We start from the raw sequence: 25,893 nt of genomic DNA on the forward strand, positions 1-25,893 counted from the left end.
TCGATCAATATTGGTAGTTTCGCCGAGGCTGGCCAGCCGGCTCTGCAGGGCTATCGGATGCTCGCAGCCACCAGCTCTGCGATTCCCTGTCGCACGGCATCGATATTGTCATCCATGGTCGCCAGCGCGCCGTTGACGTTACCCACAACCGCATCCGATCCCCGCTCGCCAACCCACTTGGTCAGTTCCTCCACTGAGGCCCTCAGCGCGTCCTGGTTATGACTGAGGCGCTCGAGCACCTCGGCAACAATCTGTAGTTCTCGCATCCGTGGCTCTCCGATCATCTGTCGAGAAACCATAGCTGATGGGCAAGGATTGACAGCTGCCAAAATAAATCCCCATAACTGGAGCTGACCTAAATAGGCGGGTTGGTCAGCCGGCGGCCATTAGAGGTCAGCCTAGGCGATTTGCAAACCAGCCGGAAAAGTGGGCTAACGTCACGGAAACGACTAACATTCCGTGAGCAGCCGCACTGCAAGGGTGAGCTCCTTCTAAACAGCTCACACAGAGCCGACGAAGCGCCGCCTTCGCCGGCTCTAACTTTTTATAAAACTAAAATTACATATATTCTTTTTGCCGCCTAATAAATTGACCAAGAAGCGGCACAGCAAATGAGTATTTACCGTGACGGTTCTTATAAATCAAACCAGAATCAGCCAGGCTCGAAAGCATTTGATTAACGTGGCTACTACTGAACGGTTTCTCTAGCATCTCCTTCGACTTGACTGTTACATCCTGAACGGAAAACTCGCCGTCGCAATGCTCAAGTTCAGCAATAACACCAAGCAACTCACGTTGTCTGTCTGTCGCCCGTGCCCAACGTCCAACAAAAAAATCGCTGTCTAGCTTGCGTAGAATTTCATCAGCGGGGACGCCAATCTGCTCATCGTTATCCATCTGCTGTATGAATACGTCATACACTTCTCTACATATAAACTGAACAAAGTATGGGTATCCTCCAGAAAGCTGCCCAATTTGCCGCATTGAGGGGTCAGATAGCTTAACCGGGCATTCTTGCAGCGGAATCCGAATCGCGTCCTGAACTGCACTTTCGCTCAGTTTGTCGAGCATTACCACCCGAAACATACGCTCAGCGTAGGTCCGCGCTTCAACCAATTTTGGGAAAAGCGTTGGTAGCCCCGTAAGCGCCAACATGAAGGGAATCCCTTTTCGCTGTATTGACTGAAACACGTCCAGCAGCATAGAAAGGGGGAATTGATCTTTCTGCGCATGATCAGATAGATTTTGCGCTTCGTCATAAGCAAATATTATTCCAGAAACACCCAAGCCAGCAATAGCACTCCAAACGATCTCCAGCACTCGCTTAACTTTGTCTTCTACAAGACCCGGCGTTGATTCATATATACTCTGAAGTGTCTGAAAATTTAAAGTTTGACTCACCATGGATTCAGTTCTAGAAAAACCAATCCCTTCAGACACTTGAAACTCGCCAACTTTTACTCCGGATGTCACCACCGAGAGATCCGTGAGCAACCGGGTAGCGATACTGCCTTCATTTAAGCTAGCGCTCTCAGAAAGGTCGGTACCTACCCACAACCACTTAGCTTGCTGAGCCATAGGTTTGAAGGTTTCGAGTAAAACGGTCTTACCAGTCCCGCGCAGGCCAGTGAGCACCAGGTTCTCTAGGATGGTCTTCTGACCTAATAGGCGCGCGAATTCCTTTTTTTCGTCCTCCCGACCTGCGAGGTAGGGAGGCATGTGCCCCGCGCCCGGCTTGAAAGGGTTCTGAAATGCGGCCATGATTAGCTCCAGCTATAAACTTAGAAAGAGTACTAAATTTACACCCTGAGCTTTAAATGTCAAAGCCCTTTTGTCGGATATAGCTTGACGGCGGCAAACCTCATAGAGCTAAGAGGTTTCATTGCATTTTACCATTGACGAGGCCACCGAATTTCTTGAGGGCAACCGCTACCGAAGTTCAGGCAGTTCTATCGCCAGCCCCTGTACAGCAAGGCTCACAGCCGATCCCGCTCAAGCGCCAGCGGTCGAATCCGTCAAGAAGGGTCAAGAATTTCCGTCAAGGTCTGTCAAGGGCAGGTCTAGGGTACGGGCCATTCTGGACGAGGCGAGCGGCCCAGGCATGATCGGGTTGCCCGCGCGCTAAGCCAGCCGCTGGTTTCCTGGAGTTCTACCTGCTGGTGCTGGCGCCGATCCGTCCAGAACCTGTCCAGAATCCGCGCTGAGAACTCTTGACGGGACTACGGCTTGAATTCAGCCGCACGCGGCGCCCCATGTGGGCTACGGCCGTCAGATGCTTCCTGATCCGTCTAGTGCCTGTCTAGAATCCGTCAGGGGTCTGTCGGGGGTATGAGACGGCAAAAGCCCTTACTTTGACGGCCTCCCGCATAGGCCGGGCCTCTGACGCCCACCCGGTGCTGGTTCCGTATCATGCCTGTCTCACATTCCGTCAAAGCGTGGTCAAAGTGCTGGCTGGCGCTGGGCAGCGAGCATTGTGGTTTTCATGTGCTCATTCGATGCTCGGAGCACTGGACCGGTTGCCGCTGGCAAGGCTCCATTACCGTGGAAACCAGGGTGGAAACCGCCGGCTGGCAACCTCAACATTTCTCAACAGGCAGGCCACTCAGGTTCGCACGGAAGGTTCGTGCATAGGGGGTTGCGAACCTAAGTGCGAACCACCGGCGCGAACTTGCCCAGCACCAGCGTCAGAATGCGTACCTGGCTGCGTACCTCCGCGGCATCACGCACTCCGACTGCGCGAAGATCGTGCGTGAAGCGCTGCGCGAACCAGGCCCGCCACGCCCTGCTGGATCTGCTCATTTCGTGGATACCAGGTTGGATGCTGGGCGATCTGTTCCGCGCCAGCGACCCGGACAGCCGTTGACAAATGTTCACATGAGAACGGCCCAGTACCGCCGTCCGGGTGCCGGCCCTGTTAGCAAATACTAGTTCCTGGCCGGAACTGCCCCTGCGCGGGTGTGGCCGTGTAACGCCTCCCGGTAACCAGGCCAGACTGGTTACCAGGCGTGGTTACCAGAACTGGTTACCGCCTCGTTCCCACAACCTGGGCGCCAGCTCAGCGAGACAGACGATATGGTCCGACTCAGACGCTTTGGTCTGTCCCGCGCCACAAAACTGTGAGGTCGCATTTCGTGGCGCGGTGTAGAGGGAGGCCATGGCAGGCTAGAACGCTGTCGGCGAGAGGTCCATGCTCATGCTGGTATCAATAGAGATCCGATATTTTTTGGTTGCGCCAGCATCCATCACAAACGACCTCTCCTTAAGCCCGCCTCCGCATAAGGACGTTGAGTTAACTCCGATAATGCGCTCACCAGCAGGCAGGTAAAACTTCGCGGTCTCTCCAGAACCAATTTCTGCAGATTGTTTGCCATCGATGTAAACCAGCGTATTGCATGCAGACCCCGTAAACCCGGTATCCCTGGTAACAACTAGCGTTCCATGACCAGTCGTTGGCTTGACCTGATATCCAGTCAACCTGGAAGTTGGTACTGGGTCAGCCTGGTTAGAAGGGATCGGGGAGGTGGCGCAACCGGCCAGCGAAGTAGCGGCAGCCAAAATTAATCCTGCAAGACGCATCATGCTTCATCCATTCTTAGCGCGGAAAGGAGCATGAAATTATCACGCTCCCGCCGCAAATGAACACCCGCTACATTTGGTCTTCAGCGTAAATACCAGCACTGATGATAGCTCCGCCCCATCGCCGACGCCCCAGACAGAGCGGCACGGGGTTGCCGCTGGCAGTGGTGTTTCGGGCGCTGCCGAAGGCATAGCCCGGTGTGTTCTCGGGCGCCGCACTAGTCTTGAGCCCTTGGCTTTGCGGGCTAATCGCCTGGATCACTCCTCCGATAAGAGCCGCTCCCCCCATTTGCATCATCCACGGTTGTTGCAGCACCAAACCACCTACTATTAGCGCCGCTCCAATAACCGTCTGCAAAACACCCGCCCGCTTGCTTCCGCAGATCACCGGAATAATCCTGATTTCGCGACAGCCGCCTAGGCCAAACTCCTCTTCGCCGACATTCCTGCCGTTTCGGAATACTGCGAATTCAAGCCCCCTGGCTTTGGCTCTCGCGAGATCCTGAGCGAACCCCGGATGATTCACATCTATCGCCCTCGTCGCTTCCCGGATGTCGCCATGGCCGGAAAGAAGGTAAGGGTGCTTCCTTCCGTATTTCTTCCCGAGAAAGCCGCCCAGTATGATGGTCGTTCGCGGGGTGTACTCGATTGCTAATGCGGCCATTAGATAGTCTCCTGAGTTGGGTTAGTGGGGGACGGGAGATTGAGTCGGCAAGCCAGTAGAGCGCGCGACATGCGAGCCTGATCACGGATCAGTTGCTCCCGTTTCGGATCAGGATTCCATGCCGCACAGTGGCAGGAGGAATAGGCCCTAGCTCCGCGGAATGTACCTCGGAGTAGATCAGCTGAAATTCGTGCTTCGTCCTCGGTGAAGAAAGGGCCGTCAATATCGACGTGCTTACCATCACGGACACACCGAACATCCCACACGTCGTAACCGCTGATGGCCTTCGAATTGTCGGCGAAGTCGGTGGCCTTGCAGGCCTCTGTGAATCGTTCTTGGAACGTGGTCATAGATTGCTTTCTCCTTGGTATTGATCGTTCATGGATATCTCTTTCGCATGGGCGCCACTGGCGCTGGTCATGGGCTGGTGCCCGGTGGTGTTGCTCTATGTCGCGCCACGTTTTCGCGCAGTTGCGTTTCTTGGCGCGGCTCCAATCAGGTTGCAAAGAATTGCCTCAGACTCCGCCATGTCATCGCGCTGGCTGGCGATCAGGTAGCGGAACACCGTCAGCGCCTCGGCCTTGTTGCGGGGCCGGATCTGCGCCAGCAGGCCGAACACAAACCAATCCCGTGCCGTTGCCTCGGGCGGCCCGTCGCTGGCGTCCCGATCGACGGCGTTGCGCAGCCGGTAGAGGTGGTCCCAGTAGCCCAGCTCGTACAGGCAATCAGCCAGGGTGTGAGGCAGCAGTTCAGGGTGGGCGTTGAACCGGGCGGCTACCTCGCCCTTGTCGAAGTCACCAAATTGGCCGGTAGTCTCCAGCCCGCGCAGCGCATCGATGCAAAACGATTCCGCCTCGGTATCGGCCAGGAGGTCATCACCAAAGCGGGCGGCGCCCTCCTGCCTCAGTTGATGCTTCTCGATGGCCCGCGTGGCAAGGGCTTCCAGGTCAGCGAACCCGAACGACGACATGGCGGCGAATGGGTGGCCGGGGTTGGTGGCCACCAGGTAATCCCGGTACCGTTTTTCGAGCAGATCGAGCGGCGTATTGATCTTCTTGGCGCCCTCCATGGCTCGCTCAATCAGAGCGCTATGGCCGGTGCCGATGATCGAGCGCAGCCAGAGCACCGCATCCACCTCCTTGTCGCCGCTCACCACCTCCTGCGGCGGCAGCTCGGGCACGCTCGGTAGGGTCTCGGTGCTGGCGCTGATCTGCGGCAGGGTGAACATGGCGCGGTGCTGCCCGTTGTCGCGGAATATCCCGGAGCGTGAAACCAGGGTCTTCACCGTTCCCAGCGGCAGGCCGGTCGCTTCGGCCACTTCGCGCAGCGAGTGACGGCGGCGCAACTCCAGCACCAGGTGCCGCTGCTCATCTGAAACCCGTTGTTTCGTCTTGGCGGCTGAATCCGCCTGTTTCATTGGCGTGGTCATGGCTCACACCACGCTCAGCTTGGGTGGCAGCTTCGGCCCGAACGGTGCCCCGGGTGCGAAGGGATCAGGCAGCAGATGCTTGGGGCACTCGCTGATGAAGTCCGCCATCGCCGCATGGCAGGCGTTGAACAGCGGCGCGTCATTCCACTCTTGCCCCCGGCGTTCTGCGCTGTCCTCCAGCGCATGGGTGAACACCAGGCCTTCCAGGCTGGTGACGCCATCCCGCCTGGCCTGCTCGCGCTCCACGGCGTTCACGCTCAGCAGGTCGCACATACGGTCGAATCCCAGGACACCGGCCAGCCCGTCATGGTCGAACAGCAGTGATTGGCCGAATCCGGCCAACGCGGCCACGGCCTTGCTGCGCTCATCCTCTCGGTGCGCTTGTGCCTCTTGCTCCAGATCGGCAATGGCCTGGCGGGTGAACGGCAAGAACGCTTTCAGCTTGCCTGCCTGGCGGCGCATGGCACGCTGCTCATCGCGGACCGAATCGAGGTTGCGGTTGATGTTGCGGCAGATGCGCCGGGTGGTGATGATCTGCGTGCTGGCGCTGGCCCCTGGCTTCAGGGCGATATCGCACAGGCGCATGGTCTGTGTGGGCTTCATGGGTGGACCTCCATGGGCGTGTTGTCGTAGGTGGCGCGCAGCTCGGCACCGGTCACGCAATGTCGACCACCAGGCGCATAGCAGCCCCGGCAGGTCATAACGTGGTTGATGTACCGGTCACGGGCCTGACGCCACTCGGGTGTGGCATTGGCGGCGTTCGTGTACGGGCTGGACGGCAATTGCGCAGGCTCGACCAGCACCAGGTGTGGGCGATCCTGGGCACGTTTCGCCACGGGTGATTCGCCAGCGCCAGCAACGTTTGGCGGCATGTGATGGAGCAGGTCAGCAAGGAGGCTCATGGAGCCACCTCGCTTGAATTGCCATAACGCCCAAATGTGTCTGTGAAAAAAAATCGGGGGAACGGGGGAACGCGGGGAACACCCTGTATTTCCGGGGCCTTCAGCGGGGGTACGTGTTCCCCACCCGAAAAACTGGGGAACAGTGATAACCAAGCATCAGGAAAAACACAGGCGCTTATATTCAAAAACATGTTTGTGTTCCCCCTGTTCCCCAACACTTCAATAAGGGGGAACGGCTACAGCCCCCGAATTTACTGGCTGTTCCCCCGTTCCCCCTGTTCCCCACGTTTTTAGGTTCCTGTGTATTCGGGCATTGGCGTTGGGTGGTGACGGCGGTCATAGGCCACCGCCTTCGCTGTCCATGGCATCGGGGTCGATCACATACAGGCGGGCAGACCCACCAGCAGGCAGGCGGTATTTCTTGGTCCTGCGGCTGTCTCGGTCGGTGTCGTGCTTGGCGATTGCGCCAGCGCCCTCCAGTGCTTTCACTACACGCGCCAATCCGTGCCCATGGGCTGCCTCGGTCAGCGCGGACTTGTTGAACAAGTACAGCCGCTTGGTGCCGATCACCTCCCAGTACCCGGCACGGTTGAAAACCTTGGCGTCTGGCGTTTGATCTTCTACGTCCGAAAACCGGCTGCTGCCGTGCTTGTCGATGAAGTCGAGGATGCCCGCTAGTATCTGGCGATCCTCGGCGTTGCCGCCGCCCACCCGGCTCAGCCACTCGCTGTACAGCAACTGGCAGTCGGCCAGAGCGGTGCCCGGCGTCCAGGGCAGCAATCCATAGGCAATGGCCATTTCGCCCGCCAGCGCGATCACCGCGAAGCGATCGGCCACCCGTCCGGCCTGGGCGTTGTCCTCGACGAACTGGGCGCGGATTCCGGCGAAGTCCTCGAGCAGGCCGGGGCGGTCATCACTCGCCAGCAGCCTCTCCACGAATGCCGGCCCGATATGGCCGTGGTTCGCTCCCACGGCCACAGTGAGCTGGCGGTGGAAGTCGGCACCTTCCAGGCCGTGCAATTCGTCGAAGGCGCGGTGTGTACGGGTGCCGGCGTTCACATCCACCATGCGCAGCTCAGCACCAGCATGGGCGGCATTACCGCTGATGGCCGCGTGCTCAGACAGGGAGCGCTCACCGCTGGAAAGCGCCAGCAGGCGCCAGCTCAGTTTTCCGCGCGCCTCTCGGTCGCGGGTCATGGTGCCCTTGCCCTGGCCGTTGGCGAGCGAGTACGCCATCTCCTGTACGCGCTTGGGGTCGGCTCGCTTGATCTCATCCAGGGGCAGCATGGTGTCGTTGCGGCTCGATGCCTCAATCTCCAGCCCGCCCTTGGTCATATCCCATGACGCGGCGAATATGCCTGGGTCGCCCCATACCGATGAGCCGATCAACTGCGCCAGCGACTTGCCGCTGGAGCTATCTCCCACCAGGTGAACACCGCCACCCAACACGCCCACCAGGCTCAGCAGCGGGCCAGCGAGGGCGCAGCCGATAGCCAGGGTCAGCACCGGGTTTCCCTCGCACTTGGCCGCGACGTCGGCCTTCCAGCCGTCCAGGCTACCGCGCACGCTGAACAGGTTTTGGCCCTTGGCGCTGGCCTGATAGCGCACCTTATCGCTGCCAATGGTGCGTCCAGGCAGCACAAAGGCGCCCGACTCATGCCAGCCGGGGCGGCAGGTAGTGGCGAACACCTCTGCAGGGCGCTGGTCCAGCAGGTACTCCATGAACTGGCCGCGCTTCTTCAAGGCGATGATGACGCCCATGCCAAACAGCGTCCGCCTGGCGTCCTCACCGCTACCGCCGAACACTTCCATGGGAATGATCCACTCCTTGGGGCCGCTGTCGGTGAGCAGGCGCAGAAACCGGCCCTCGCTGCCATCGTCACTGTTGGTAGTACGAGCGGCGACGGTCACCGGCGTGGCGACCCACTCGTCAGTGATCGGGCGGTCCGCCTTGTCGTCGTCGCTGTCATCGTCGCCAGCGCTGCGCTTGAAGCCGTGCCAGTACACGCCGGGCTTGAGCCTGCGGCCCTTCTCATTGGCTACCCAGTGCTCGTACACGCCCCAGCACGGGCGATCTGGCTCGACCTTGGGCGCATCGGGGCGCAGGTTGATGACGTTGGTATCAGGCGGGCGCATGGCGGCACCTCCAGGCGGCGAGGTCGTTGAAGTCGGAAATGGTCAGCGGCGCATCGGCTGGCCACTCGGGGAAGGTCACCAGGCCACCACACGCGGCCGCGGCTTCATGGGCGGCGGTGCGCCCTGGATTGCCCTTGCCTTCAGCTTCGGTCTGGCGGTCGTCGTCGCCGGCGACGATGATTTCGGTACCGGGGTAGTCGGCCCGTAGCGCCAGCCCAACCGGTTTCAGATTCCCGGCGTTCATCGCGCAGGCGACCGTGTAGCCGCTTGCGTGGAGCGTGGCACCCGTCGCCCAGCCTTCGCAGATGCACAGTGGCTTGCCCGGCGTGATGCGCCCCAGTGGCGAATAGGCGCCTTTGATCCGCCCGCCATACAGGAAGCGCTTGTCGCCGTCCGCGGCGATCCGCTGCAGGTTCACCAGCACACCACCGGCATACAGAGGAATTAGCAGGTCGTCACCACGCTGGCGCAGGCCGTGGGCGCGAACGCCCTTGGTGACCAGGTAAGGGTGACCAGGATCAGCACGGCGAGCGTCACGCCACCAGCGTTGCGCAAGGTCCGCGGCTTTGAGCTGACGCTGCTGCCGTTCGGCTTCCCGCTGGCGCTGGGCCTGCTCGATGCGCTGGCGCACCTGCTGGGCTTCGCGGGCATCCACCGGCTCACGGCTACACCAGGTGCTGGTGCCGCCCGTCTTCCAGCTCCCGAACGCACCCGAGGCAATGCCATCGGTAAACAGGCAGTACCAGCCGTTTAGGGTGCCGGACTTGTCGCCGGGGACGTGGAAGCGGTGAATATCGCCATCGTCTAGGGGCAGCCAGTCGAGCGGCCCATAGACCGACTGGAGCGCTTCACGGAAAAGGATCGTGGCGTCGGTCATGCGGCCCCCTGCGGCGGTGTGAAGCGCTTGGCCAGCCGCTCCAGTTGGCTGGTCAGGCGCTCCAGCTCGGAGCAGTGACGACCTGCGTCACCCTCAGTAATGCGCAGCTCCAGGAAGCCCACCAAGGTTTCCACCAGCAGCGCATAGCTGGCGCTGTCGATGTGAGCGCCAGCAGTAGGTGGGCCACCGGCACCCTTGCGGCGAATAGGCGTGACCTTACTCATGGCTCACGCCCTCCCGATCAGCGCCAGCGAAGGCCCGGCAGACCTGGCCATTGTTCACCGCGTGCCAGTAGGTCAGTTCGTCAAGCGAATCGACGAGGCAAGCCGTCACCATGGCGTCTGCGCTACACAAAACTACGCGCCCGCACTCGGCATCGGCCTGGCTGATGAATGGCCCGAGCACAGCCCTAGAAGCCTTGGGATGAGTAACGTAAAACAGCTCGGTGGCTTTCTTCAGGCAAGCCGATCCCGTCGGCGCCGAAGCACCGTTTTGCAGTTTCATGGTGTTACTCCCCGTCGAAGTCTTTAGGCGTGAAGCGTTCGGCTCCGTTGCGTACTACTCGCAGGCCAAGTGCGGCAGCCCTGGCCACGGCGTCTGCAAAGCCCAGCTCTAGATTGGTCGTTCGCCCGCCCATGCCAGCAATAGCAAACCTGATGGCCTCATATGCTGCGGTCTCATCATTCGCCGCCAGTTCGGCAATTTCACTGTCGAAAAAGGCGATGCCCTTTTCCCAGTCAGCGGCCACACCTGGGTTGTTGCGCGGCCAGTTGACCATCCGCCCGCAATCGTCCCGGCTTGTGAAAGTGAGATCGTCGCGACAAACGATGGGAGCTTTAATTACGGCATTCACAGGTCACCCCCTTGCTCAGCGGTCACGCCTTCCAGCATTTCGGCCCAGGCCATGGCGGTGTGCTGCGCCATCACGGCGGTGACGCGGGCGACGATGACTGGCGTAGTGGGTGCGGCGATCAGCGCCAGAGCCATGCTCAGTAGTACCAGCACGCCTTGTACGTCGCGCAGATCGTCTTGGGTGTCCTCAGCCATGTGAGTAAGGGAAGTCATACAAGACCTCCATCAGCAGCGGGCTGCCCAACAATGCCGTGTGAGGCGCCAAGGTGACGGTGGCGCCAGCAGTAATTGCCACTGAACGACTGGATTTGCTCGAGGTGCCGGGCAATGTCGCAGGCCAGCTCGTTGTCATATCCGCCCATCGCAGGGATCACCAGCGTCAGCAGGATTTTCTCCAGCTTCTTGTGCTCTTCGCGGGCGAAATTCATGTAGCACATCTCGCGAGCATCCAGCACTGCCTCAGACAGAACCTCACCATCAAGAGCCGCTACTGCCAGGAAGCTAGTCATTGGGCACCTCCGACTTGGGCTGCGGCCTTGAAATGCTCCACCAGCGCAGCGCCTGGGCGCAGCTGGCGCTGGCATTCCACAAACGTGGTGTGGACCTCATCAGACATGCGCAAGGCGTCGTCCAAGCCTGCCAGGGAGTCACGACAACGACCTTGAATGCTGATCGAAGCGTGCGGGAACTCGGTTTTCACCAAGGTGGCGATGCCACCGGCAAGGCTGCGACCGACCACCGGAGGAAGGCAGATCGATTGCTGGCCGGGAATGGTGATCACGACCTGAGATTGGATGAAGCCCTGTACCGCTTCGGCGTTGCGTTGAGCCGGAGTCATTGAGCACCGCCTTGCCCTTCCAGGGCGCGGGCGATATCGGTGTGATGGTTGTAGCGGGCGACGCGAACGGACAAGGAAGAGTTTGCGCGAAGTGCGGCCAGGGCCAGGCGCCGGTGGGCGTATGCGCGAATTTTGGACGGAGTGAGGGCGTGTTTCATCGGTGAAGCTCCTTCTGCTGAGGAGCTGCCACGTTCGTTACCAAGCGAATGGGTGGCAGCTGTACGCAGGTTGGTAAACCGGGGCAAAAGGAACCCGGCAGGCACGAATGCCTCCCACGCACAGCCGCCATAACACGTAACTGCGGGCACAAAAAAAGCGCCTGCAATCGTAATGGGGGCGCTGTTGCGCCTTTTGCTGATCGGGTTACCAAGCCCGGCCGCTGAATTTGCAGCGACGGGCGAACCATACCGAGCATCAAGATTGCCTGCAACCAGAAATATCGACCGTTCATCGCCGGTCTTGAGCGCCAGCGTCATGCGACATCCCTCCCGAGGTGCTTGGCACGTAGGCTCTGGATGTAGCGCAGCAAAGCCTCTTTACGGGTATTGAAGTCCTTCCCCTGGCCAATCATCATCACGTCGCGGATCTCGATGAGAGACACCAGCAGCAACTCCTGGGCGCTGAGCTGATCACGATCCCGGCCGGAGAACTGTCCGGTGATCACTTGGTTGATCAACCGGGCTTCGTTGATGAAGTGGTGGCGCTGGGGCGCCTTGCCGCGCTCCTCGCAGGAGATGGCCAAGGCATCACACAAACCGCGATAGCCGATCGCAGATTGCAGGCGGGCCTGCTGCCAGTTGCCTTGGCCACCGCGCAGCAGGGCATCGATCTGTTCGTCACACCAAACGGCAAAGTCCACAGAGAGCCACCGGGCAAAGACCACCGCCAGCTTCGGGTGAAGCCAAGTGCCGCCATAGCGGCCGCGCTTGGTCCTGACCAATTCCGGGAATTTCCCGGTTTTAGAAATGGCTGCCAGGTAAGAGGCCGTGTCGGGCAGGCGCAGCCACTCGTGAGGTTCTTTCCCGAACCTCTCTGCAATCTCGGTGGCATGCAGCCAGCCGTCGACGTCAAAGCGCACGGCGCGGCCCTGGTAATCGAAGGGAATGATCTTGGCCGTCATGCTGCCACCTTCTGAGCTGGGCCGGCGCATAGAAAGTAGGTGGCCACGTTCTGGTGCTCGCGGCCGTGGTCGTCCTTCAGAGTGCTGAGGTGGGTGACGATGTTGTGACCCTTGGCCCGCAGCTCGGCGATGCGCGCACCAGGGCGCAGGATGTTCAGCAGCGTGATGGCCTGAAAGGTGTTGATCGAACCATGCTGGCGCAGGTGCGCGAGAAGACGGATGCGCTGCGCGCTGCCGCTGGTATCATGAACTTGCATATCTTTTGGGCTGGCCTGTTGGTCGGCCTTTCTTTTGTTCATTAGGCGGCCACCTCGCGCAATGCGATGCGTTGGCGAACCCAAGCCGTAACCTCAGCCAGAACGAACCCCACGGGCGAGCCCCGCGACTTGCTGTTGCTCAGCGATACAGGCCGGGGAAAGGTAGGGTCATCCTTGAGTCGCTTGTAGACGGTGGCGCGGGCCAAGCCGGTGATGGCCTCGACCTCGGGGAAACGGATGATAGTGTTGGCAGGGTCTCTCTGAGGGAGAGTAGCACCTGGAATTTGGCTGATGTTGCTCATGTCTGTATCCCGTTGTTGATGGCGACGGGATTCAGATTTGCAGAGAGGATCGGGTGACCAGCAACCTTTCTAGGTGGGCAGTAGGTGGGCACATTCCGACTATTGCGGGTGCCCACTTGTGCCGACGACTGAAGTGGGCACCTCAGCTGGAGAGCTTGGTTTCACTGGCTTTTTCAGGTGGGCACCTTCTTAACTTTACGACCACCACGCCTCAAGTTGGCAGGACGGAGAATGAGGTTGACCGCGTCAGCCATGTTGGCCCCCGCGCCCTTTTCGCGAAGATACCTAATCACTTCCTCCTGTGTCGGCGCGGTGCTAGGGTCATCTTGGTCATAAGTCGACCACAGTTGCTTTATCGCATCCTCCACATACTCCAACCCTTCAGATCTATGCCCGTGATAAGGCAGTGTCAGCGGCTCGACCTTAGTCTCAATGATGGTTGACGGTTTAGGCTTGGACTGCTGACGAGGCGGAGCGATGACCCTAGGAACGGATGATCTTGGTCTGGCGAATTGAACCCGTTCAGTGCTTACCCAGTTGGCCAACGAGGCGCGAGTAATGATTGTATGTGATGTACTAATTTCCATATCACGATCAGATGGCTTCATTGCCACTGCTTCCCAGCCACTCCACTGACTGTTCTCCTCGAATATATAAGCGCGACACACGACAGGCGAGATAACGCCCTGCCGGATGGCAGAAACAATCGCAAGGGAATGTGCCCATGCCTGTTTCCAGCGTGGAAGGCCGCGCTCCTTAGCTTTTTCGAGGGATTCGATATCGAATGGATCAATACCTGCCAACAAGAGGGCTGCTTGCTCCACGGTGAACTCCATCACCTGCTTCCAATGGTTCAGATCCGGCAGGTCATCTTCGTACTCCATCCTCACGCCCTCCCAGGCGCTCCCATATTGAATAAATCGGCTGGCCAAGGGGATGGGAAGTCCGTTTTTCGCTCCGTCGAGCTAGGCCAGCCGAAAACCATTGCCTGCTCGAACACTGGCTATTCGAACAGTAATGGCATTCAGTCTATATCTGTCTACGCGAACAATGGAAGGTCCGCTTCAGGCCCTCTTGATCGGCACCACATTGGCATTCAGCTCAGCACGATGCGCGTAGTCGTATGGGGTAACGTGCTTCTCGCGGTTCGCATCGAGGTAGTCCGCCCACCACTGAACCATCAGCCGACGCTCCTCTATGTACTCGGCCTTGTGGATGTAAGCCGCCCGCACGCTATTGCGCTCCTGGTGGCTCATCTGGCGCTCTACCGCGTCCTTGCTCCACAGCCCCGACTCAACGAGCGCGGAACAGGCCATGGCCCGGAACCCATGGCCACACACCTCTGTTTTGGTGTCGTAACCCATTCGCCGCAGCGCCTTGTTCACCGTGTTTTCACTCATGGGCTTCCAGTGGTTGCTGTCACCCGCGAACACCAGGTCGAAGCGCCCGGTGAGCTGGCGCACCTGCTCGAGCGTGGCCAGAGCCTGGCGGCTGAGGGGCACCAGGTGGGGCGTACTCATCTTGGAGCCGCGGTGCGAATTCTTCACGCCTTCGATCTGCTGGCGCTCGCCGGGGATCTCCCACATGGAGCGATCGGTGTCGATCTCTGGCCAGCGAGCAAACCGCAGCTCACTGGATCGGATGAAGACCAGCAGGGTGAGCTGGGTGGCCAGGCGGGTCAGCGGCCGACCGGTGTCGTTGTCGATTCTTTGCAGCAGTTCAGGCAGCCGATCGAGCGCCAGCGCAGGCCGGTGGACGGTCTTGCGCGTGGCGGTTGCGCCCTGTAGGTCGACTGCAGGGTTCGTGTCGATGTGCCCGTGCTGGACAGCCATGCGCATGATTCCGGTCATGTACTGCCGTAGCCGGCCGGCAGTATCCAGAACTTCGCGCTTCTCCACAGCCTTGAGCGGCGCCAGCAGGTCGCGGGTCTTCAGGCCGACTACCGGGCGCTGGCCCAAGGCCGGGAGCAGGTAAGTTTCGATCCGCCGCCACACCGTCGCGGCATGACCTGGTGACCACTTCTTAGAACAGGCCTCATGCCAGTCCTTGGCCAGCACGCCGAAGGTGTTGGCCCTCGCATTCGCCGCTTCGACCTTACCCTGCCGGGCGCTCTCGATCGGGTCTTTACCATGCGCCAGCAGCTCCAGCGCTTCGGCTCGGCGCTCGCGGGCGGCTTTGAGTGTCAGCGCTGGGTAGTTGCCGAAGGTGGCAAGCCCCTCTCTACCATCCGGCCGCTTGAACTTCATGCGCCAGATCTTGCTGCCGTTCTTCTTGACCAGCAGAAACAGGCCCTGGCCGTCGAACAGGGTGTAGTCCTTGTCCCGCGGCTTGGCGGCCTCGCATTTGGGGTCTGAGAGGGGCGTAACGGTGCGTGCCATAGGTATACGTTTTCTCGTCGAACCGGCGTATACCCTAACGTATACCTAAAACAGGTATATGCCTAGAGACAGAACGAGATAGCTAGAAACAAGAAAGCCCGCACTAGGCGGGCTTTTCAGGGGGCTCCGTATACAGGGCGAGACGTATCGGAACAGCTGGATGGTGCCGGAGACAGGAATCGAACCTGCGACCTTCGCGTTACGAGTGCGCTGCTCTACCGACTGAGCTACACCGGCGTGGCGACAACGCTACCATTGCCGCCACGCTTTCGCAAATCACTGTTTATCAACAGCTATTGCCCACCACTCGCCTGCACCGCGGTGCACCCGGCCGGGGCCAGGTCGTCCTCGATATCGGTGCTGCACCTCCAGCCCGTGGCCGAACGGGCCCAGGTCAGGTGCTTGCCCGCCACCGGCGCCGGCGCATCCACCAGCACGCATGCAAGGGTGCCCACACCAGTCGCCGCCACGCCCTGCGCACTCAAGGTGCAGTTGGCCGTGGTCGGCTGGCCGCCAAGGGCGGCGACATCGGCCACGTCCTTGCCCTGGTTGATCTGCACTTCGAAGGCGGTCTTCAATGCCGACACCTCGGCCAGCGCCGCCGTGGCCTTGGCCCGCGCCTGATGGTTGGTGTACATGGGCATGGCAATGGTCGCCAGAATGCCGATGATCGCCACCACGATCATCAACTCGATCAATGTAATACCGCGCTGTCCCTTCATGGGCACTCCCCTCGCAAAAACTCACAAATCCCGCCACGGACACCGCCGCAGACCAGCGCGCCAGTAGGCCCGAACAGACACCTTTTGTCACCCTGCGGGTGCTTAACCCAGCACCGCGCTCGACTACTCTAGTGGCCACCGGGCGGGATTGCCCGAGCCTATCACCCTGAAGCTGTTACAGGGTTTGTGACTGTCCACCGCTGCAGGGAGGTAGCGATGAACCACAAGACAAAAACCTATGCCTGGCAAGGCATCGACCGCTCCGGCACCCACGTGAGCGGGCACAGCAGCGGGCAGAACAGTGCGCTGGTGAAGGCGCTGCTGCGCGGTCGCGGCATACGCCCTACCCAGGTGAACGCGGCACGCCGTATTACCCTGCAATTGCCCGCTTCGCTCGGCGCCAAGGACATCACCCGCTTCAGCCGCCAGCTGGCAACGTTGTTCAAGGCCGGCGTGCCGCTGCTGCAAGGGCTGGGCATGATCGCCGAAGGCATCAACAACCCATCGCTGCGCAGCCTGCTAGGCACCCTCAAAAACGATATCGCCGCCGGCTGCGGCCTGGCCGATGCGCTGCGCAGGCACCCGCGCCAGTTCGACAGCCTGTATTGCAACCTGGTGGCCGTGGGCGAGCAAACCGGCTGCCTGGACAGCCTGCTCGACCAGCTGGCAACGCTGCAGGAGAAACGCCAGGCACTGCGGGCCCGGCTGAAGAAGGCCATGGTCTACCCCGCGCTGGTGCTGCTGGTGGGGTTGGGGGTGGCGGCGCTGCTGCTGCTCAAGGTGGTGCCGCAGTTTCAAGCCATGTTTGCAGGCTTCGGCGCGCCGTTGCCGGCCTTCACCCAGGGTGTCATCAACCTGGCCGACTGGCTGGGGCAGTATCTGCTGTGGGTGCTTGGGGTAATGCTGGCCACGGGATTTGCCCTGCGCTGCGCCTTCGAGCGACAGCAGGCGGTGCGTTTGTGGATGTTGCGCCAGGGGTTGCGCATGCCGGTTCTGGGGCCGGTGATGCAGCATGCGGCGCTGGCTCGTTTTGCGCGCACCCTGGCGACGTCGTTCAGTGCCGGCGTACCGCTCACCGAAGCCCTGGGGCCGGTCGCCGCCGCGTGCGGCAATACGCTGTACGAGCAAGCCGTGCTGCGCCTGCGCCAGGCCATCGGCAACGGCCTGTCGATGAGCGCGGCGATGCGCAACGAGCCGCTGTTCCCGTGCCTGGCGGTACAGATGTGCGCCATTGGCGAGACATCCGGCACGCTCGACGATATGCTCGACCGGATCGCCAGCCACCACGAAACGGCCGTCGACGAATGGCTCGACAACCTGGCCAGCCTGCTGGAGCCGATGATCGTGCTGATTCTCGGGCTGGTGGTGGGCAGCCTGGTGGTCGCCATGTACCTGCCGATCTTCCAGCTGGGCGATGTGATCTGACTATGGACCTGTTCGAAACCCTGGCCCGCCAGCCGCTGGCCTACCAATGTGTCGCCCTGTTGCTTGGCCTGATTGTGGGCAGCTTCATCAATGTGCTGGTGCATCGCCTGCCGATGATGCTGGAGCGCCAATGGCGCAGTGAGGCCCGCGAAGTGCTGGAGCTGCCCAGCCCGGCCGAGCCACGTTTCGACCTGATGCTGCCCCACTCCCACTGCCCGCACTGCCAGCACCGCATCCGCGCGTGGGAGAACATCCCGGTGCTGAGTTACCTGTGCCTGCGCGGGCGCTGTTCGGCCTGCAAGGCATCGATCAGCCCGCGCTACCCACTGGTGGAGCTGGCCTGCGCAGGGCTTGGCCTGTTCGCGGCCTGGCATTTCGGCTTCAGCGCCAGCGCGGCGGCGTTCATGCTGTTGAGCTGGGGCCTGCTGGCAATGAGCCTGATCGATATCGAGCATCAGTTGCTGCCCGATGTGCTGGTGCTGCCGCTGCTGTGGCTGGGGCTGATACTCAATGCCTTCGAGGTGTTCGTGCCGCTGGACCAGGCGCTGTGGGGCGCCGTGGCCGGCTACCTGAGCCTGTGGACGGTGTACTGGCTGTTCAAGCTGGTCACCGGCAAGGAGGGCATGGGCTATGGCGATTTCAAGCTGCTGGCCATGCTCGGCGCCTGGGGCGGCTGGCAGATCCTGCCGCTGACGCTGCTGCTGGCCTCGTTGGTGGGCGCGCTGCTGGGCCTGGTACTGCTGCGCCTGCGCAACCAGCAGGCGAGCACGCCGATTCCGTTTGGGCCCTATCTGGCCATTGCGGGCTGGATCGCGCTGCTCTGGGGTGGTCAAATGACCACTTCCTATCTGCAATTTGCCGGACTGCAATGACCACACCCGCCTTCACACCCTGGATTCTCGGCCTCACCGGTGGCATCGGCAGTGGCAAGAGCGCCGCGGCGCAACGCTTCATCGAGCTGGGCGTGCACCTGGTGGATGCCGACCAGGCCGCACGCTGGGTGGTCGAGCCCGGGCGCCCGGCGCTGGCCAGCCTGGTGGAGCATTTCGGCCCCGGCGTGCTGCAAAGCGACGGGCAACTGGACCGCGCCGCGCTGCGCCAGCTGATCTTCAGCGACCCGGCGCAACGCCGCTGGGTGGAAGCCCTGCTGCATCCGCTGATCGGCCAGGAGATCTTCAGCTACCTGGCCAAGGCCGAGTCGCCCTATGCGGTGTTCGTTTCACCGTTGATGATCGAGTCGGGCCAGTATCAGCGCACCCAGCGCCTGCTGGTGATCGACGCGCCGCAGGCCTTGCAGATCAAACGTACACTGCAGCGCGACCAGACCAGCCCCGAACAGGTGCAGGCCATTCTCAAGGCGCAGACCAGCCGCGAAGAGCGCCTGCGCCATGCCCACGACGTGATCGTCAACGACCGCGACCTGGCCTGGCTGCATTCGGAGGTCGACCGCCTGCATCACTTTTACCTGACTTTGCGTGGAGGCCAAGCATGAGCCAACCCCTGACCGTAGACTGCCCGACCTGTGGCGCCCCTGTTGAATGGAGTGCCACAAATACCTATCGGCCGTTCTGCTCCGACCGCTGCAAGCTGATCGACCTGGGTGCCTGGGCCGCTGAAGAGCACAAGATTCCGGTGGCACCGGATGCCGAAGACGAGCTGTTCTCCGGCGACTTCAACCCGCGCGAACACTAGCCGCGCGGTTCGTCGTCCTTCCACGGGGCCTGCAGGTAGCGGGTCCGGTTGAAGGTTTCCAGCCACTCGGGGCAGAACACCACCAGCGCACTGATTACCATGCCGTTGATGAAGGCCTCGGGGAAGATGATCAGCCACAGGTAGCCGATGAAGTCCGACAGCCATTCGGGCATCACGAAGATACCGTCCAGCCACAGCCAGCCTAGGCTGGCCAGCAGGCACAGCAAGGTCGCCAGCGCAGCGGCGAAAAACCCCGAACAGAAGATGTACACGAACAGGTTTTTAGGCTGTGCGCGCTCCACCAGTATGGCCACCCCCTCCGTCACCAGCACCGGCAGGCCAATCAGCAGCAGGCCGTTGACGCCCATCGCCGCCAGGTCCTGACGCCCCAGCGCCACCAGCCCCACCTGCGCCACCAGGCCACCGACGATTGCCAGCGGCCAGTCCAGCAGCAGGGTCACGGCGGTCATGCCGATGAAGTGGTACGACACGCCGGTGTCGAAGTCGCGACGTACCAGCCACAACGCGAACAGCGCGAAGATGGTGCCGAACAGCAGGTGCTGGCGCCGCCGGTCGGTGAACAGCTCGACCCACGGCGCGCGCCACACCGCCCACAGCAGCAGCGGCACGTAGCACAGCCAGCCCAGCAGCAGGCTTTGTTCCGATAACACTTGTGCGCCAATCACGGCTGTCTGCCCCTTGTGTGCATTGCGCCCGACGATGGCTCATTCTACACATCGTTCCACGGCCTGTTGCCGCCATCCACCGGGCCTGGAATGCAGCGTTGTCATGATTTGGGCGCTAAGCTTGTGCCCATGGATGACTCAGACTACCTGCGCCTGCTAACCATTCAGGCCGAACAAGCCAATGCGTTCCTGTCCAATGCCCGCAAATGGGAGCGCGAGCGTTGGGTATGCCAGCGCCTGCTGCAAGGCCTGAACATCCCTTACCGCAGCGAGGACTTCACCGCCGCCGGTCAGGAGCCACCGGATGTGCTGTTTCGCGATGCCGCCTTCGAGGTGTTCTTCGTGCTCGACGAAGGGCGCCGGCTCAACGACGAATGGCGCGAAGAACTGCAGCGCCGGCGCAGCGCGTTTTCCCTCGCGCAGCTGGTAAGGCGCGAGGCCCGGCCGCGACGCATCAGTGCGCAGGAGCTGCTGCAGCGCCTGGCCCCCACCCTGCGCAAGAAGTCGCACAACTACCGCGAACGCAACCTGGACCTGGGCGAACTGGACATCATTGCCTTCGCCAGCCTCAAGCGCGAAGTGCTCGACCTCAACAGCCACTTCCCGCCGCCCACAGAATACCTGCGCCAGGGCTGGCGCTCGCTGTCGCTGGTGGGCCCGACCTTCGCCCGGGTGCTGTTCGCCCACCCCGATGCGCCGGATTTTCTGCGCGCCAACCTGGGGCGCAGCATCGTCTTCGATGTGGGGATCAGCCTGTGATCGCTGCCCCCTGCCAAAGCGGGATGGCATAAATGCGGCGCGGGTGATACAAAGCGCAATCATTCGCTGTCACGAGCGCTTCGATGCCCCAGGTAAGCCTTTGGCGACGGACTACAGTGAACACTGTAGCGTTCCCACAGTCACATGCGTCTACCTGACGAGGCCTCCATGACCAGCCGCCTGAACCCCGAAGACCAGCGACGAGTCGATGAATACCTGCGTGCCCCCCAACACCAAGTCGAGCGCAAGCCTTTCAGGCCATGGCTGCTCCTTGCTCTGGTGGTGGGCGTGACGATCAGCCTTGGCCTGTTGAGCCGCCTCCTGAGCCACCTGGTGCTATGAGCTGCCTTGCGCTCGCCCAAACCGCCCGCCCTGCGCGGCCGGCCACTCAGGACCCAACCCAGAATTCCGCAAACCTTATGAGATATCCCCATGACTCACCGTATCGTGATTGTCGGCGGCGGCGCCGGCGGCCTGGAACTGGCGACCCGCCTGGGTAAGACCCTGGGCAAGCGCGGCACCGCCGCGATTACCCTGGTCGACGCCAACCTGACCCACATCTGGAAGCCGCTGCTGCACGAAGTGGCGGCCGGTTCGCTCAATTCTTCCGAAGACGAGCTCAACTACGTGGCCCAGGCCAAGTGGAACCACTTCCAGTTCCAGCTGGGGCGCATGAGCGGCCTGGAGCGTTCGAGCAAGCAGATCCAGCTGGCCGCCACCCTCGACGAGGATGGCCGCGAGCTGCTGCCGGCGCGCACCCTGGCGTATGACACGCTGGTGATCGCGGTAGGCAGCAACACCAACGACTTCGGCACCCTGGGTGCGGCGCAGCATTGCCTGTTCCTCGACACCCGCAAGCAGGCCGAGCGCTTCCACCAGCAGTTGCTCAACCACTACCTGCGCGCCCATGCCGGCGACCTTGCCAGCGAGAAGATCAGCGTGGCGATTGTGGGTGCCGGTGCCACCGGCGTGGAGCTGGCGGCCGAGCTGCACCATGCCGCCCACGAACTGGCCGCCTATGGCCTGGACCGCATCCAGCCCAAGGACATGCAGATCACCCTGATCGAGGCCGGCCCACGGGTGTTGCCGGCGCTGCCCGAGCGCATCAGCGTGCCGGTGCACAAAACCCTGGAAAAACTCGGCGTGACGGTGCTGACCAACGCGTCGGTGAGCGAGGTCACCGCAGACTCGCTCAAGACCGCCAACGGCGAGGTGATCCACGCCAGCCTCAAGGTGTGGGCGGCCGGTATCCGCGCACCGGCGTTCCTCAAGGACATCGACGGGCTGGAAACCAACCGCATCAACCAACTGGTGGTGCGCCCTACCCTGCAGACCACCCTGGACGATGACATCTTCGCGTTCGGCGACTGCGCCGCCTGCCCGCAGCCGGGCAGCGACCGCAATGTGCCGCCGCGCGCCCAGGCCGCCCACCAGCAGGCCTCGCTGCTGGCCAAAGGGCTCAAGGCGCGCCTGGAGGGCAAGGCGTTGCCCACCTACGCGTACCGCGACTACGGCTCGCTGGTCTCGCTGTCGCGCTTCTCGGCAGTGGGCAACCTGATGGGCAACCTCACCGGCAGTGTGATGCTCGAAGGCTGGCTGGCGCGGATGTTCTATGTGTCGCTGTACCGCATGCACCAGATGGCGCTGTATGGCACCTTCCGCACGCTGATGCTGATGCTCGGCAGCCGTATCGGCCGCGGTACCGAACCCCGCCTCAAGCTGCACTGACGGCTACCCCCGTCCGCCCCGGCGCCCTGCCGGGGCCGGATGGGCGCCAGGCTACTGGCGTGCGGTTGACCCGGGGCGAGCTGTGTTTCGACGAGGCGCGGATGCGCGCACTACAGCCCCCTGCAGGAGGTGCTGGGCATAGGCAGTACCGCCAGCTGGCTGCACATGCGCTAAACCCTGCGCAAACGAAAAAGGGCACCTTTTGCAAGGTGCCCTTTTTCTGAAGATGGTCGGGGTAAGGGGATTCGAACTCCTGACATCCTGCTCCCAAAGCAGGCGCGCTACCGGACTGCGCTATACCCCGGTAAAAAAAAGACACCGATTAAGGTGCCTTTTTTAATGGCTGGACGCTAATGGCGTACCAACCTTTTAAGATTCAAACCCAGCGAACCGGATTCAAAAATGGTGGGTCGTGTAGGATTCGAACCTACGACCAATTGGTTAAAAGCCAACTGCTCTACCAACTGAGCTAACGACCCAAATATGGTCGGGGTAAGGGGATTCGAACTCCTGACATCCTGCTCCCAAAGCAGGCGCGCTACCGGACTGCGCTATACCCCGGTTTGAAATTTGGCTCCGCGACCAGGACTCGAACCTGGGACCCAATGATTAACAGTCATTTGCTCTACCGACTGAGCTATCGCGGAACTATCAATTTCAAGTACAACTTGCTGCAATTTCGAAAACTGTATCGCTACCGCTTCGAACTCTTCGACCTTGTGCATCGCTGCGTTCATGTCTCTGAGGCGCGCTATTCTACAATCTTCAAAACCCTTGTCAACCCTTAATTTGCATTCAACACACTGATTTGCAACTTTTTTTCAGATTCCCACTTCTGCCGGAAACCTGCGGGGTGACATACAGCGGGGCGCACTTTACAAGCACTCGAAGCAAAATGCAAAGAAAAAAGGCCTCGAAAATCGAGGCCTTAGCGTAACCCGCCGAAAACTCAGGCAAAGACGATCTCTTCGCCCTCCAGCTTGGCGGTGATGCTGCTGCCGGGCATGAACTGACCCGACAGAATCAGTTGCGCCAGCGGGTTCTCGATCCAGCGCTGGATCGCCCGTTTCAGCGGCCGTGCGCCATACACCGGGTCGTAACCGACCGCGATCAGCTTGTCGAGGGCCTCGGGGCTCAGCTCCAGGCTCAGCTCGCGTTCGGCCAGACGGCTGCGCAGACGCGACAGCTGGATCTGGGTGATACCGGCGATCTGGTCGCGACCCAGAGGCTCGAACACCACCACTTCGTCGATACGGTTGACGAACTCGGGGCGGAAATGCGAACCCACCGCGTCCATCACCGCAGCGCGCTGCGCCTCGCGATCACCCACCAGTTCCTGGATCTGTGCCGACCCCAGGTTGGAGGTCATCACGATCACCGTGTTGCGAAAGTCCACGGTACGGCCATGACTGTCGGTCAGGCGACCGTCCTCAAGCACTTGCAGCAACACGTTGAACACGTCCGGGTGGGCCTTCTCGACCTCGTCCAGCAGCACTACCGCATAGGGTTTGCGCCGCACGGCTTCGGTCAGGTAGCCGCCCTCTTCGTAACCCACGTAGCCTGGCGGTGCACCAATCAGCCGCGCCACGGAATGTTTCTCCATGAACTCGGACATGTCGATACGCACCATGGCCTCTTCGGTGTCGAACAGAAACTCGGCCAGCGCCTTGCACAGCTCGGTTTTACCCACACCGGTAGGGCCCAGGAACAGGAACGAACCACTTGGCCGGTTAGGGTCGGACAACCCGGCCCGCGAACGACGCACCGCGTTGGCCACGGCCACCACGGCCTCTTCCTGGCCGATCACGCGCTGGTGCAGCAGGCTTTCCATCTTCAGCAGCTTTTCGCGCTCGCCTTCGAGCATCTTGGATACCGGGATACCGGTCCACTTCGACACCACCTCGGCGATCTCTTCCTCGGTCACCTTGTTGCGCAGCAGCTGGTTTTCGGCCTTGCCGTGCTGGTCGACCATCTGCAGGCTGCGCTCAAGGTCCGGGATCACCCCGTACTGCAGCTCGGCCATGCGGCTCAGGTCGCCCTTGCGGCGGGCGGTTTCCAGCTCCTGACGGGACTGCTCGATCTTTTGCTGGATCTGCGCAGAGCCCTGCACTTCGGCTTTTTCCGAGGTCCAGATCTCTTCCAGGTCGGAGTACTCACGCTCCAGCCGCACGATCTCCTCGGTCAGCTTCTCGAGGCGCTTGAGGGCCGCCTCGTCGTCTTCCTTCTTCAGCGCCTGGGATTCCACCTTCAGTTGAATCAGACGACGCTCCAGACGGTCGAGCACCTCGGGCTTGGAGTCGATCTCCATGCGGATGCGGCTGGCCGCCTCGTCGATCAGGTCAATGGCCTTGTCGGGCAACTGACGATCGGTAATGTAGCGATGGCTGAGCTTGGCCGCGGCAATGATCGCGCCGTCGGTGATCGCCACCTTGTGGTGCACCTCGTAACGCTCCTTGAGGCCACGCAGGATGGCGATGGTGTCTTCCTCGCTCGGCTCCTCTACCAATACCTTCTGGAACCGACGCTCCAGCGCCGCATCCTTCTCGATGTACTGGCGGTACTCGTTCAGCGTGGTGGCACCGACGCAGTGCAGCTCGCCGCGCGCCAGCGCAGGCTTGAGCATGTTGCCGGCATCCATGGAGCCTTCGCCTTTACCGGCGCCGACCATGGTGTGCAGCTCGTCGATGAACAGGATGATCTGGCCTTCCTGCTTGGACAGCTCGTTGAGCAGGCCTTTGAGGCGCTCTTCGAACTCGCCGCGGAACTTGGCGCCGGCAATCAGCGCGCCCATGTCCAGCGACAGCAGGCGCTTGCCCTTCAGACCATCGGGCACTTCGCCATTGATGATGCGCTGGGCCAGGCCTTCGGCGATGGCAGTCTTACCCACGCCAGGCTCACCGATGAGCACCGGGTTGTTCTTGGTACGGCGTTGCAGCACCTGGATGGTGCGACGGATCTCGTCGTCACGGCCGATCACCGGGTCGAGCTTGCCGTCTTCGGCACGCTTGGTCAGGTCGACGGTGTACTTGTCCAGGGCCTGGCGCGATTCCTCGGCGTTGGGGTCGTTCACCGCTTCGCCGCCGCGCAGGTTGCTGATGGCGTTTTCAAGCGCCTTCTTGCTCACGCCCTGGCCGAGCAGCAACTTGCCGAGCTTGCTGTTCTCGTCCATGGCCGCCAGCAGCACGAGCTCGCTGGAGATGAACTGGTCGCCCTTCTGCTGGGCCAGGCGGTCGGCCTGGTTGAGCAGGCGTGCCAGGTCCTGCGACATGTTGACGTCGCCGGTAGGGTTCTGGATTTTTGGCAACTGGTCGAGTTCTTTGCCCAGTTCCTTGCGCAGGCTGTTGACATCGAAGCCCACCTGCATCAACAGGGGCTTGATCGAACCACCCTGCTGGTCGATCAGCGCCTGCAACAGGTGCGCAGGCTCGATCGCGGGGTGATCCATGCCAACCGCCAGGGACTGGGAGTCGGATAACGCCAGTTGCAGCTTGCTGGTCAAACGGTCTATTCGCATAACTTACCTTCCTTTAATGGGCAGGCCGGAGCGATG

At 61.4% G+C, this 25,893-nt stretch carries 31 protein-coding genes and 5 tRNA genes; 7 read left to right on the forward strand and 29 right to left on the reverse strand.

What is annotated here, in order from left to right:
* Positions 1–50 precede the first annotated feature (50 nt).
* The 23 genes from LOY33_RS21470 to LOY33_RS21585 form a co-directional block, all read right to left on the reverse strand.
* Positions 51–266 (reverse strand): hypothetical protein, encoded by a 216-nt coding sequence (locus tag LOY33_RS21470; RefSeq protein WP_210014859.1) that lies wholly within the window; start codon positions 264–266, stop codon positions 51–53.
* Between the two features lie 292 nt (positions 267–558).
* Complete coding sequence (locus LOY33_RS21475) at positions 559–1,761, reverse strand: ATP-binding protein (protein WP_236066295.1); 1,203 nt, start codon at positions 1,759–1,761, stop codon at positions 559–561.
* Between the two features lie 1,401 nt (positions 1,762–3,162).
* A complete protein-coding gene (locus LOY33_RS21480; RefSeq protein WP_236066296.1) occupies positions 3,163–3,579 on the reverse strand; it encodes a DUF2846 domain-containing protein in 417 nt (138 codons plus the stop codon).
* A 67-nt stretch (positions 3,580–3,646) separates the two neighbouring features.
* The gene (locus LOY33_RS21485; protein WP_054916624.1) at positions 3,647–4,240 is read right to left on the reverse strand and encodes a tail assembly protein; all 594 of its coding nucleotides are present in this window, start codon (positions 4,238–4,240) and stop codon (positions 3,647–3,649) included.
* 445 nt (positions 4,241–4,685) lie between these two features.
* Positions 4,686–5,669: a hypothetical protein gene (locus tag LOY33_RS21495; RefSeq protein ID WP_236066297.1), complete on the reverse strand. Its 984-nt coding sequence runs from the start codon at positions 5,667–5,669 to the stop codon at positions 4,686–4,688.
* A 3-nt stretch (positions 5,670–5,672) separates the two neighbouring features.
* Positions 5,673–6,272, reverse strand: a complete 600-nt coding sequence (locus LOY33_RS21500; RefSeq protein ID WP_210014860.1) for a hypothetical protein — start codon at positions 6,270–6,272, stop codon at positions 5,673–5,675.
* Positions 6,269–6,571: a hypothetical protein gene (locus LOY33_RS21505; RefSeq protein ID WP_210014861.1), complete on the reverse strand. Its 303-nt coding sequence runs from the start codon at positions 6,569–6,571 to the stop codon at positions 6,269–6,271. Before LOY33_RS21505 ends, LOY33_RS21500 begins: the two co-directional genes overlap by 4 nt.
* A gap of 336 nt (positions 6,572–6,907) precedes the next feature.
* Positions 6,908–8,707 carry a DUF927 domain-containing protein gene (locus tag LOY33_RS21510; RefSeq protein ID WP_258660014.1) on the reverse strand — a complete coding sequence of 600 codons (1,800 nt, stop codon included), beginning with the start codon at positions 8,705–8,707 and terminating at the stop codon, positions 6,908–6,910.
* Positions 8,694–9,584, reverse strand: coding sequence for a toprim domain-containing protein (locus tag LOY33_RS21515; protein WP_258660016.1), 891 nt, complete (start codon positions 9,582–9,584; stop codon positions 8,694–8,696). Before LOY33_RS21515 ends, LOY33_RS21510 begins: the two co-directional genes overlap by 14 nt.
* Positions 9,581–9,808 carry a hypothetical protein gene (locus LOY33_RS21520; RefSeq protein ID WP_258660017.1) on the reverse strand — a complete coding sequence of 76 codons (228 nt, stop codon included), beginning with the start codon at positions 9,806–9,808 and terminating at the stop codon, positions 9,581–9,583. The genes LOY33_RS21515 and LOY33_RS21520 overlap by 4 nt, the downstream gene beginning before the upstream one ends.
* A complete protein-coding gene (locus LOY33_RS21525; RefSeq protein WP_258660018.1) occupies positions 9,801–10,088 on the reverse strand; it encodes a hypothetical protein in 288 nt (95 codons plus the stop codon). Before LOY33_RS21525 ends, LOY33_RS21520 begins: the two co-directional genes overlap by 8 nt.
* A gap of 4 nt (positions 10,089–10,092) precedes the next feature.
* Positions 10,093–10,437 carry a hypothetical protein gene (locus LOY33_RS21530; protein WP_258660019.1) on the reverse strand — a complete coding sequence of 115 codons (345 nt, stop codon included), beginning with the start codon at positions 10,435–10,437 and terminating at the stop codon, positions 10,093–10,095.
* Positions 10,434–10,649 carry a hypothetical protein gene (locus LOY33_RS21535; protein ID WP_258660020.1) on the reverse strand — a complete coding sequence of 72 codons (216 nt, stop codon included), beginning with the start codon at positions 10,647–10,649 and terminating at the stop codon, positions 10,434–10,436. Before LOY33_RS21535 ends, LOY33_RS21530 begins: the two co-directional genes overlap by 4 nt.
* On the reverse strand, positions 10,646–10,945 hold the full coding sequence (locus LOY33_RS21540) for a hypothetical protein (RefSeq protein ID WP_116550229.1): 300 nt from the start codon (positions 10,943–10,945) through the stop codon (positions 10,646–10,648). Before LOY33_RS21540 ends, LOY33_RS21535 begins: the two co-directional genes overlap by 4 nt.
* Entirely contained in the window at positions 10,942–11,274 is a 333-nt protein-coding gene (locus LOY33_RS21545) for a hypothetical protein (protein WP_054916611.1), read from the reverse strand. The genes LOY33_RS21540 and LOY33_RS21545 overlap by 4 nt, the downstream gene beginning before the upstream one ends.
* Positions 11,271–11,750 (reverse strand): hypothetical protein, encoded by a 480-nt coding sequence (locus LOY33_RS21550; protein WP_258662929.1) that lies wholly within the window; start codon positions 11,748–11,750, stop codon positions 11,271–11,273. Before LOY33_RS21550 ends, LOY33_RS21545 begins: the two co-directional genes overlap by 4 nt.
* Entirely contained in the window at positions 11,747–12,394 is a 648-nt protein-coding gene (locus tag LOY33_RS21555; RefSeq protein WP_258660021.1) for a KilA-N domain-containing protein, read from the reverse strand. Before LOY33_RS21555 ends, LOY33_RS21550 begins: the two co-directional genes overlap by 4 nt.
* Positions 12,391–12,693, reverse strand: a complete 303-nt coding sequence (locus LOY33_RS21560) for a helix-turn-helix domain-containing protein (RefSeq protein WP_258660022.1) — start codon at positions 12,691–12,693, stop codon at positions 12,391–12,393. Before LOY33_RS21560 ends, LOY33_RS21555 begins: the two co-directional genes overlap by 4 nt.
* Complete coding sequence (locus LOY33_RS21565; protein ID WP_258660024.1) at positions 12,693–12,953, reverse strand: AlpA family transcriptional regulator; 261 nt, start codon at positions 12,951–12,953, stop codon at positions 12,693–12,695. The genes LOY33_RS21560 and LOY33_RS21565 overlap by 1 nt, the downstream gene beginning before the upstream one ends.
* 173 nt (positions 12,954–13,126) lie before the next feature.
* Positions 13,127–13,837, reverse strand: a complete 711-nt coding sequence (locus LOY33_RS21570; protein ID WP_258660026.1) for a hypothetical protein — start codon at positions 13,835–13,837, stop codon at positions 13,127–13,129.
* Positions 13,838–14,017: 180 nt separating this feature from the next.
* Positions 14,018–15,331 carry a phage integrase central domain-containing protein gene (locus tag LOY33_RS21575; RefSeq protein WP_258660031.1) on the reverse strand — a complete coding sequence of 438 codons (1,314 nt, stop codon included), beginning with the start codon at positions 15,329–15,331 and terminating at the stop codon, positions 14,018–14,020.
* A gap of 161 nt (positions 15,332–15,492) precedes the next feature.
* Positions 15,493–15,568, reverse strand: a tRNA-Thr gene (locus LOY33_RS21580).
* Between the two features lie 56 nt (positions 15,569–15,624).
* Entirely contained in the window at positions 15,625–16,053 is a 429-nt protein-coding gene (locus LOY33_RS21585; RefSeq protein ID WP_258660032.1) for a pilin, read from the reverse strand.
* 216 nt (positions 16,054–16,269) lie between these two features.
* On the opposite strand from LOY33_RS21585, the gene LOY33_RS21590 reads away from it, so the two are divergent.
* The 4 genes from LOY33_RS21590 to yacG are packed head-to-tail and all read left to right on the forward strand — an operon-like array spanning position 16,270 to position 19,170.
* Entirely contained in the window at positions 16,270–17,478 is a 1,209-nt protein-coding gene (locus LOY33_RS21590; protein ID WP_258660035.1) for a type II secretion system F family protein, read from the forward strand.
* 2 nt (positions 17,479–17,480) lie between these two features.
* Positions 17,481–18,350 carry an A24 family peptidase gene (locus LOY33_RS21595; RefSeq protein ID WP_104571939.1) on the forward strand — a complete coding sequence of 290 codons (870 nt, stop codon included), beginning with the start codon at positions 17,481–17,483 and terminating at the stop codon, positions 18,348–18,350.
* The gene (gene coaE / locus LOY33_RS21600) at positions 18,347–18,970 is read left to right on the forward strand and encodes a dephospho-CoA kinase (RefSeq protein ID WP_058540805.1); all 624 of its coding nucleotides are present in this window, start codon (positions 18,347–18,349) and stop codon (positions 18,968–18,970) included. The genes LOY33_RS21595 and coaE overlap by 4 nt, the downstream gene beginning before the upstream one ends.
* Entirely contained in the window at positions 18,967–19,170 is a 204-nt protein-coding gene (gene yacG / locus LOY33_RS21605) for a DNA gyrase inhibitor YacG (protein ID WP_043860325.1), read from the forward strand. Before coaE ends, yacG begins: the two co-directional genes overlap by 4 nt.
* Here yacG and LOY33_RS21610 read toward each other — a convergent pair.
* Complete coding sequence (locus LOY33_RS21610; RefSeq protein WP_043860324.1) at positions 19,167–19,856, reverse strand: energy-coupling factor ABC transporter permease; 690 nt, start codon at positions 19,854–19,856, stop codon at positions 19,167–19,169. The genes yacG and LOY33_RS21610 overlap by 4 nt on opposite strands.
* A gap of 129 nt (positions 19,857–19,985) precedes the next feature.
* Between LOY33_RS21610 and LOY33_RS21615 the strand changes: the two genes are divergently transcribed.
* The 3 genes from LOY33_RS21615 to LOY33_RS21625 all read left to right on the forward strand — a co-directional run bounded on the left by LOY33_RS21615 (position 19,986) and on the right by LOY33_RS21625 (position 22,343).
* The gene (locus LOY33_RS21615) at positions 19,986–20,615 is read left to right on the forward strand and encodes a DUF1780 domain-containing protein (protein WP_043860323.1); all 630 of its coding nucleotides are present in this window, start codon (positions 19,986–19,988) and stop codon (positions 20,613–20,615) included.
* Positions 20,616–20,783: 168 nt separating this feature from the next.
* The gene (locus LOY33_RS21620; RefSeq protein ID WP_043860322.1) at positions 20,784–20,957 is read left to right on the forward strand and encodes a DUF3094 family protein; all 174 of its coding nucleotides are present in this window, start codon (positions 20,784–20,786) and stop codon (positions 20,955–20,957) included.
* 90 nt (positions 20,958–21,047) lie between these two features.
* Positions 21,048–22,343 carry an NAD(P)/FAD-dependent oxidoreductase gene (locus tag LOY33_RS21625; RefSeq protein ID WP_043860321.1) on the forward strand — a complete coding sequence of 432 codons (1,296 nt, stop codon included), beginning with the start codon at positions 21,048–21,050 and terminating at the stop codon, positions 22,341–22,343.
* Positions 22,344–22,570: 227 nt separating this feature from the next.
* Here LOY33_RS21625 and LOY33_RS21630 read toward each other — a convergent pair.
* The 5 genes from LOY33_RS21630 to clpB form a co-directional block, all read right to left on the reverse strand.
* Positions 22,571–22,647: transfer RNA gene (locus LOY33_RS21630), tRNA-Pro, on the reverse strand.
* A 99-nt stretch (positions 22,648–22,746) separates the two neighbouring features.
* Positions 22,747–22,822 (reverse strand) — tRNA-Lys (locus LOY33_RS21635).
* Positions 22,823–22,827: 5 nt separating this feature from the next.
* Positions 22,828–22,904, reverse strand: a tRNA-Pro gene (locus LOY33_RS21640).
* Between the two features lie 10 nt (positions 22,905–22,914).
* A tRNA-Asn gene (locus LOY33_RS21645) sits at positions 22,915–22,990 on the reverse strand.
* 302 nt (positions 22,991–23,292) lie between these two features.
* Positions 23,293–25,857, reverse strand: a complete 2,565-nt coding sequence (gene clpB / locus LOY33_RS21650) for an ATP-dependent chaperone ClpB (RefSeq protein WP_043860320.1) — start codon at positions 25,855–25,857, stop codon at positions 23,293–23,295.
* Positions 25,858–25,893 lie beyond the last annotated feature (36 nt).

This window comes from Pseudomonas sp. B21-036 (assembly GCF_024748925.1).
Lineage (GTDB): Bacteria > Pseudomonadota > Gammaproteobacteria > Pseudomonadales > Pseudomonadaceae > Aquipseudomonas > Aquipseudomonas palmensis.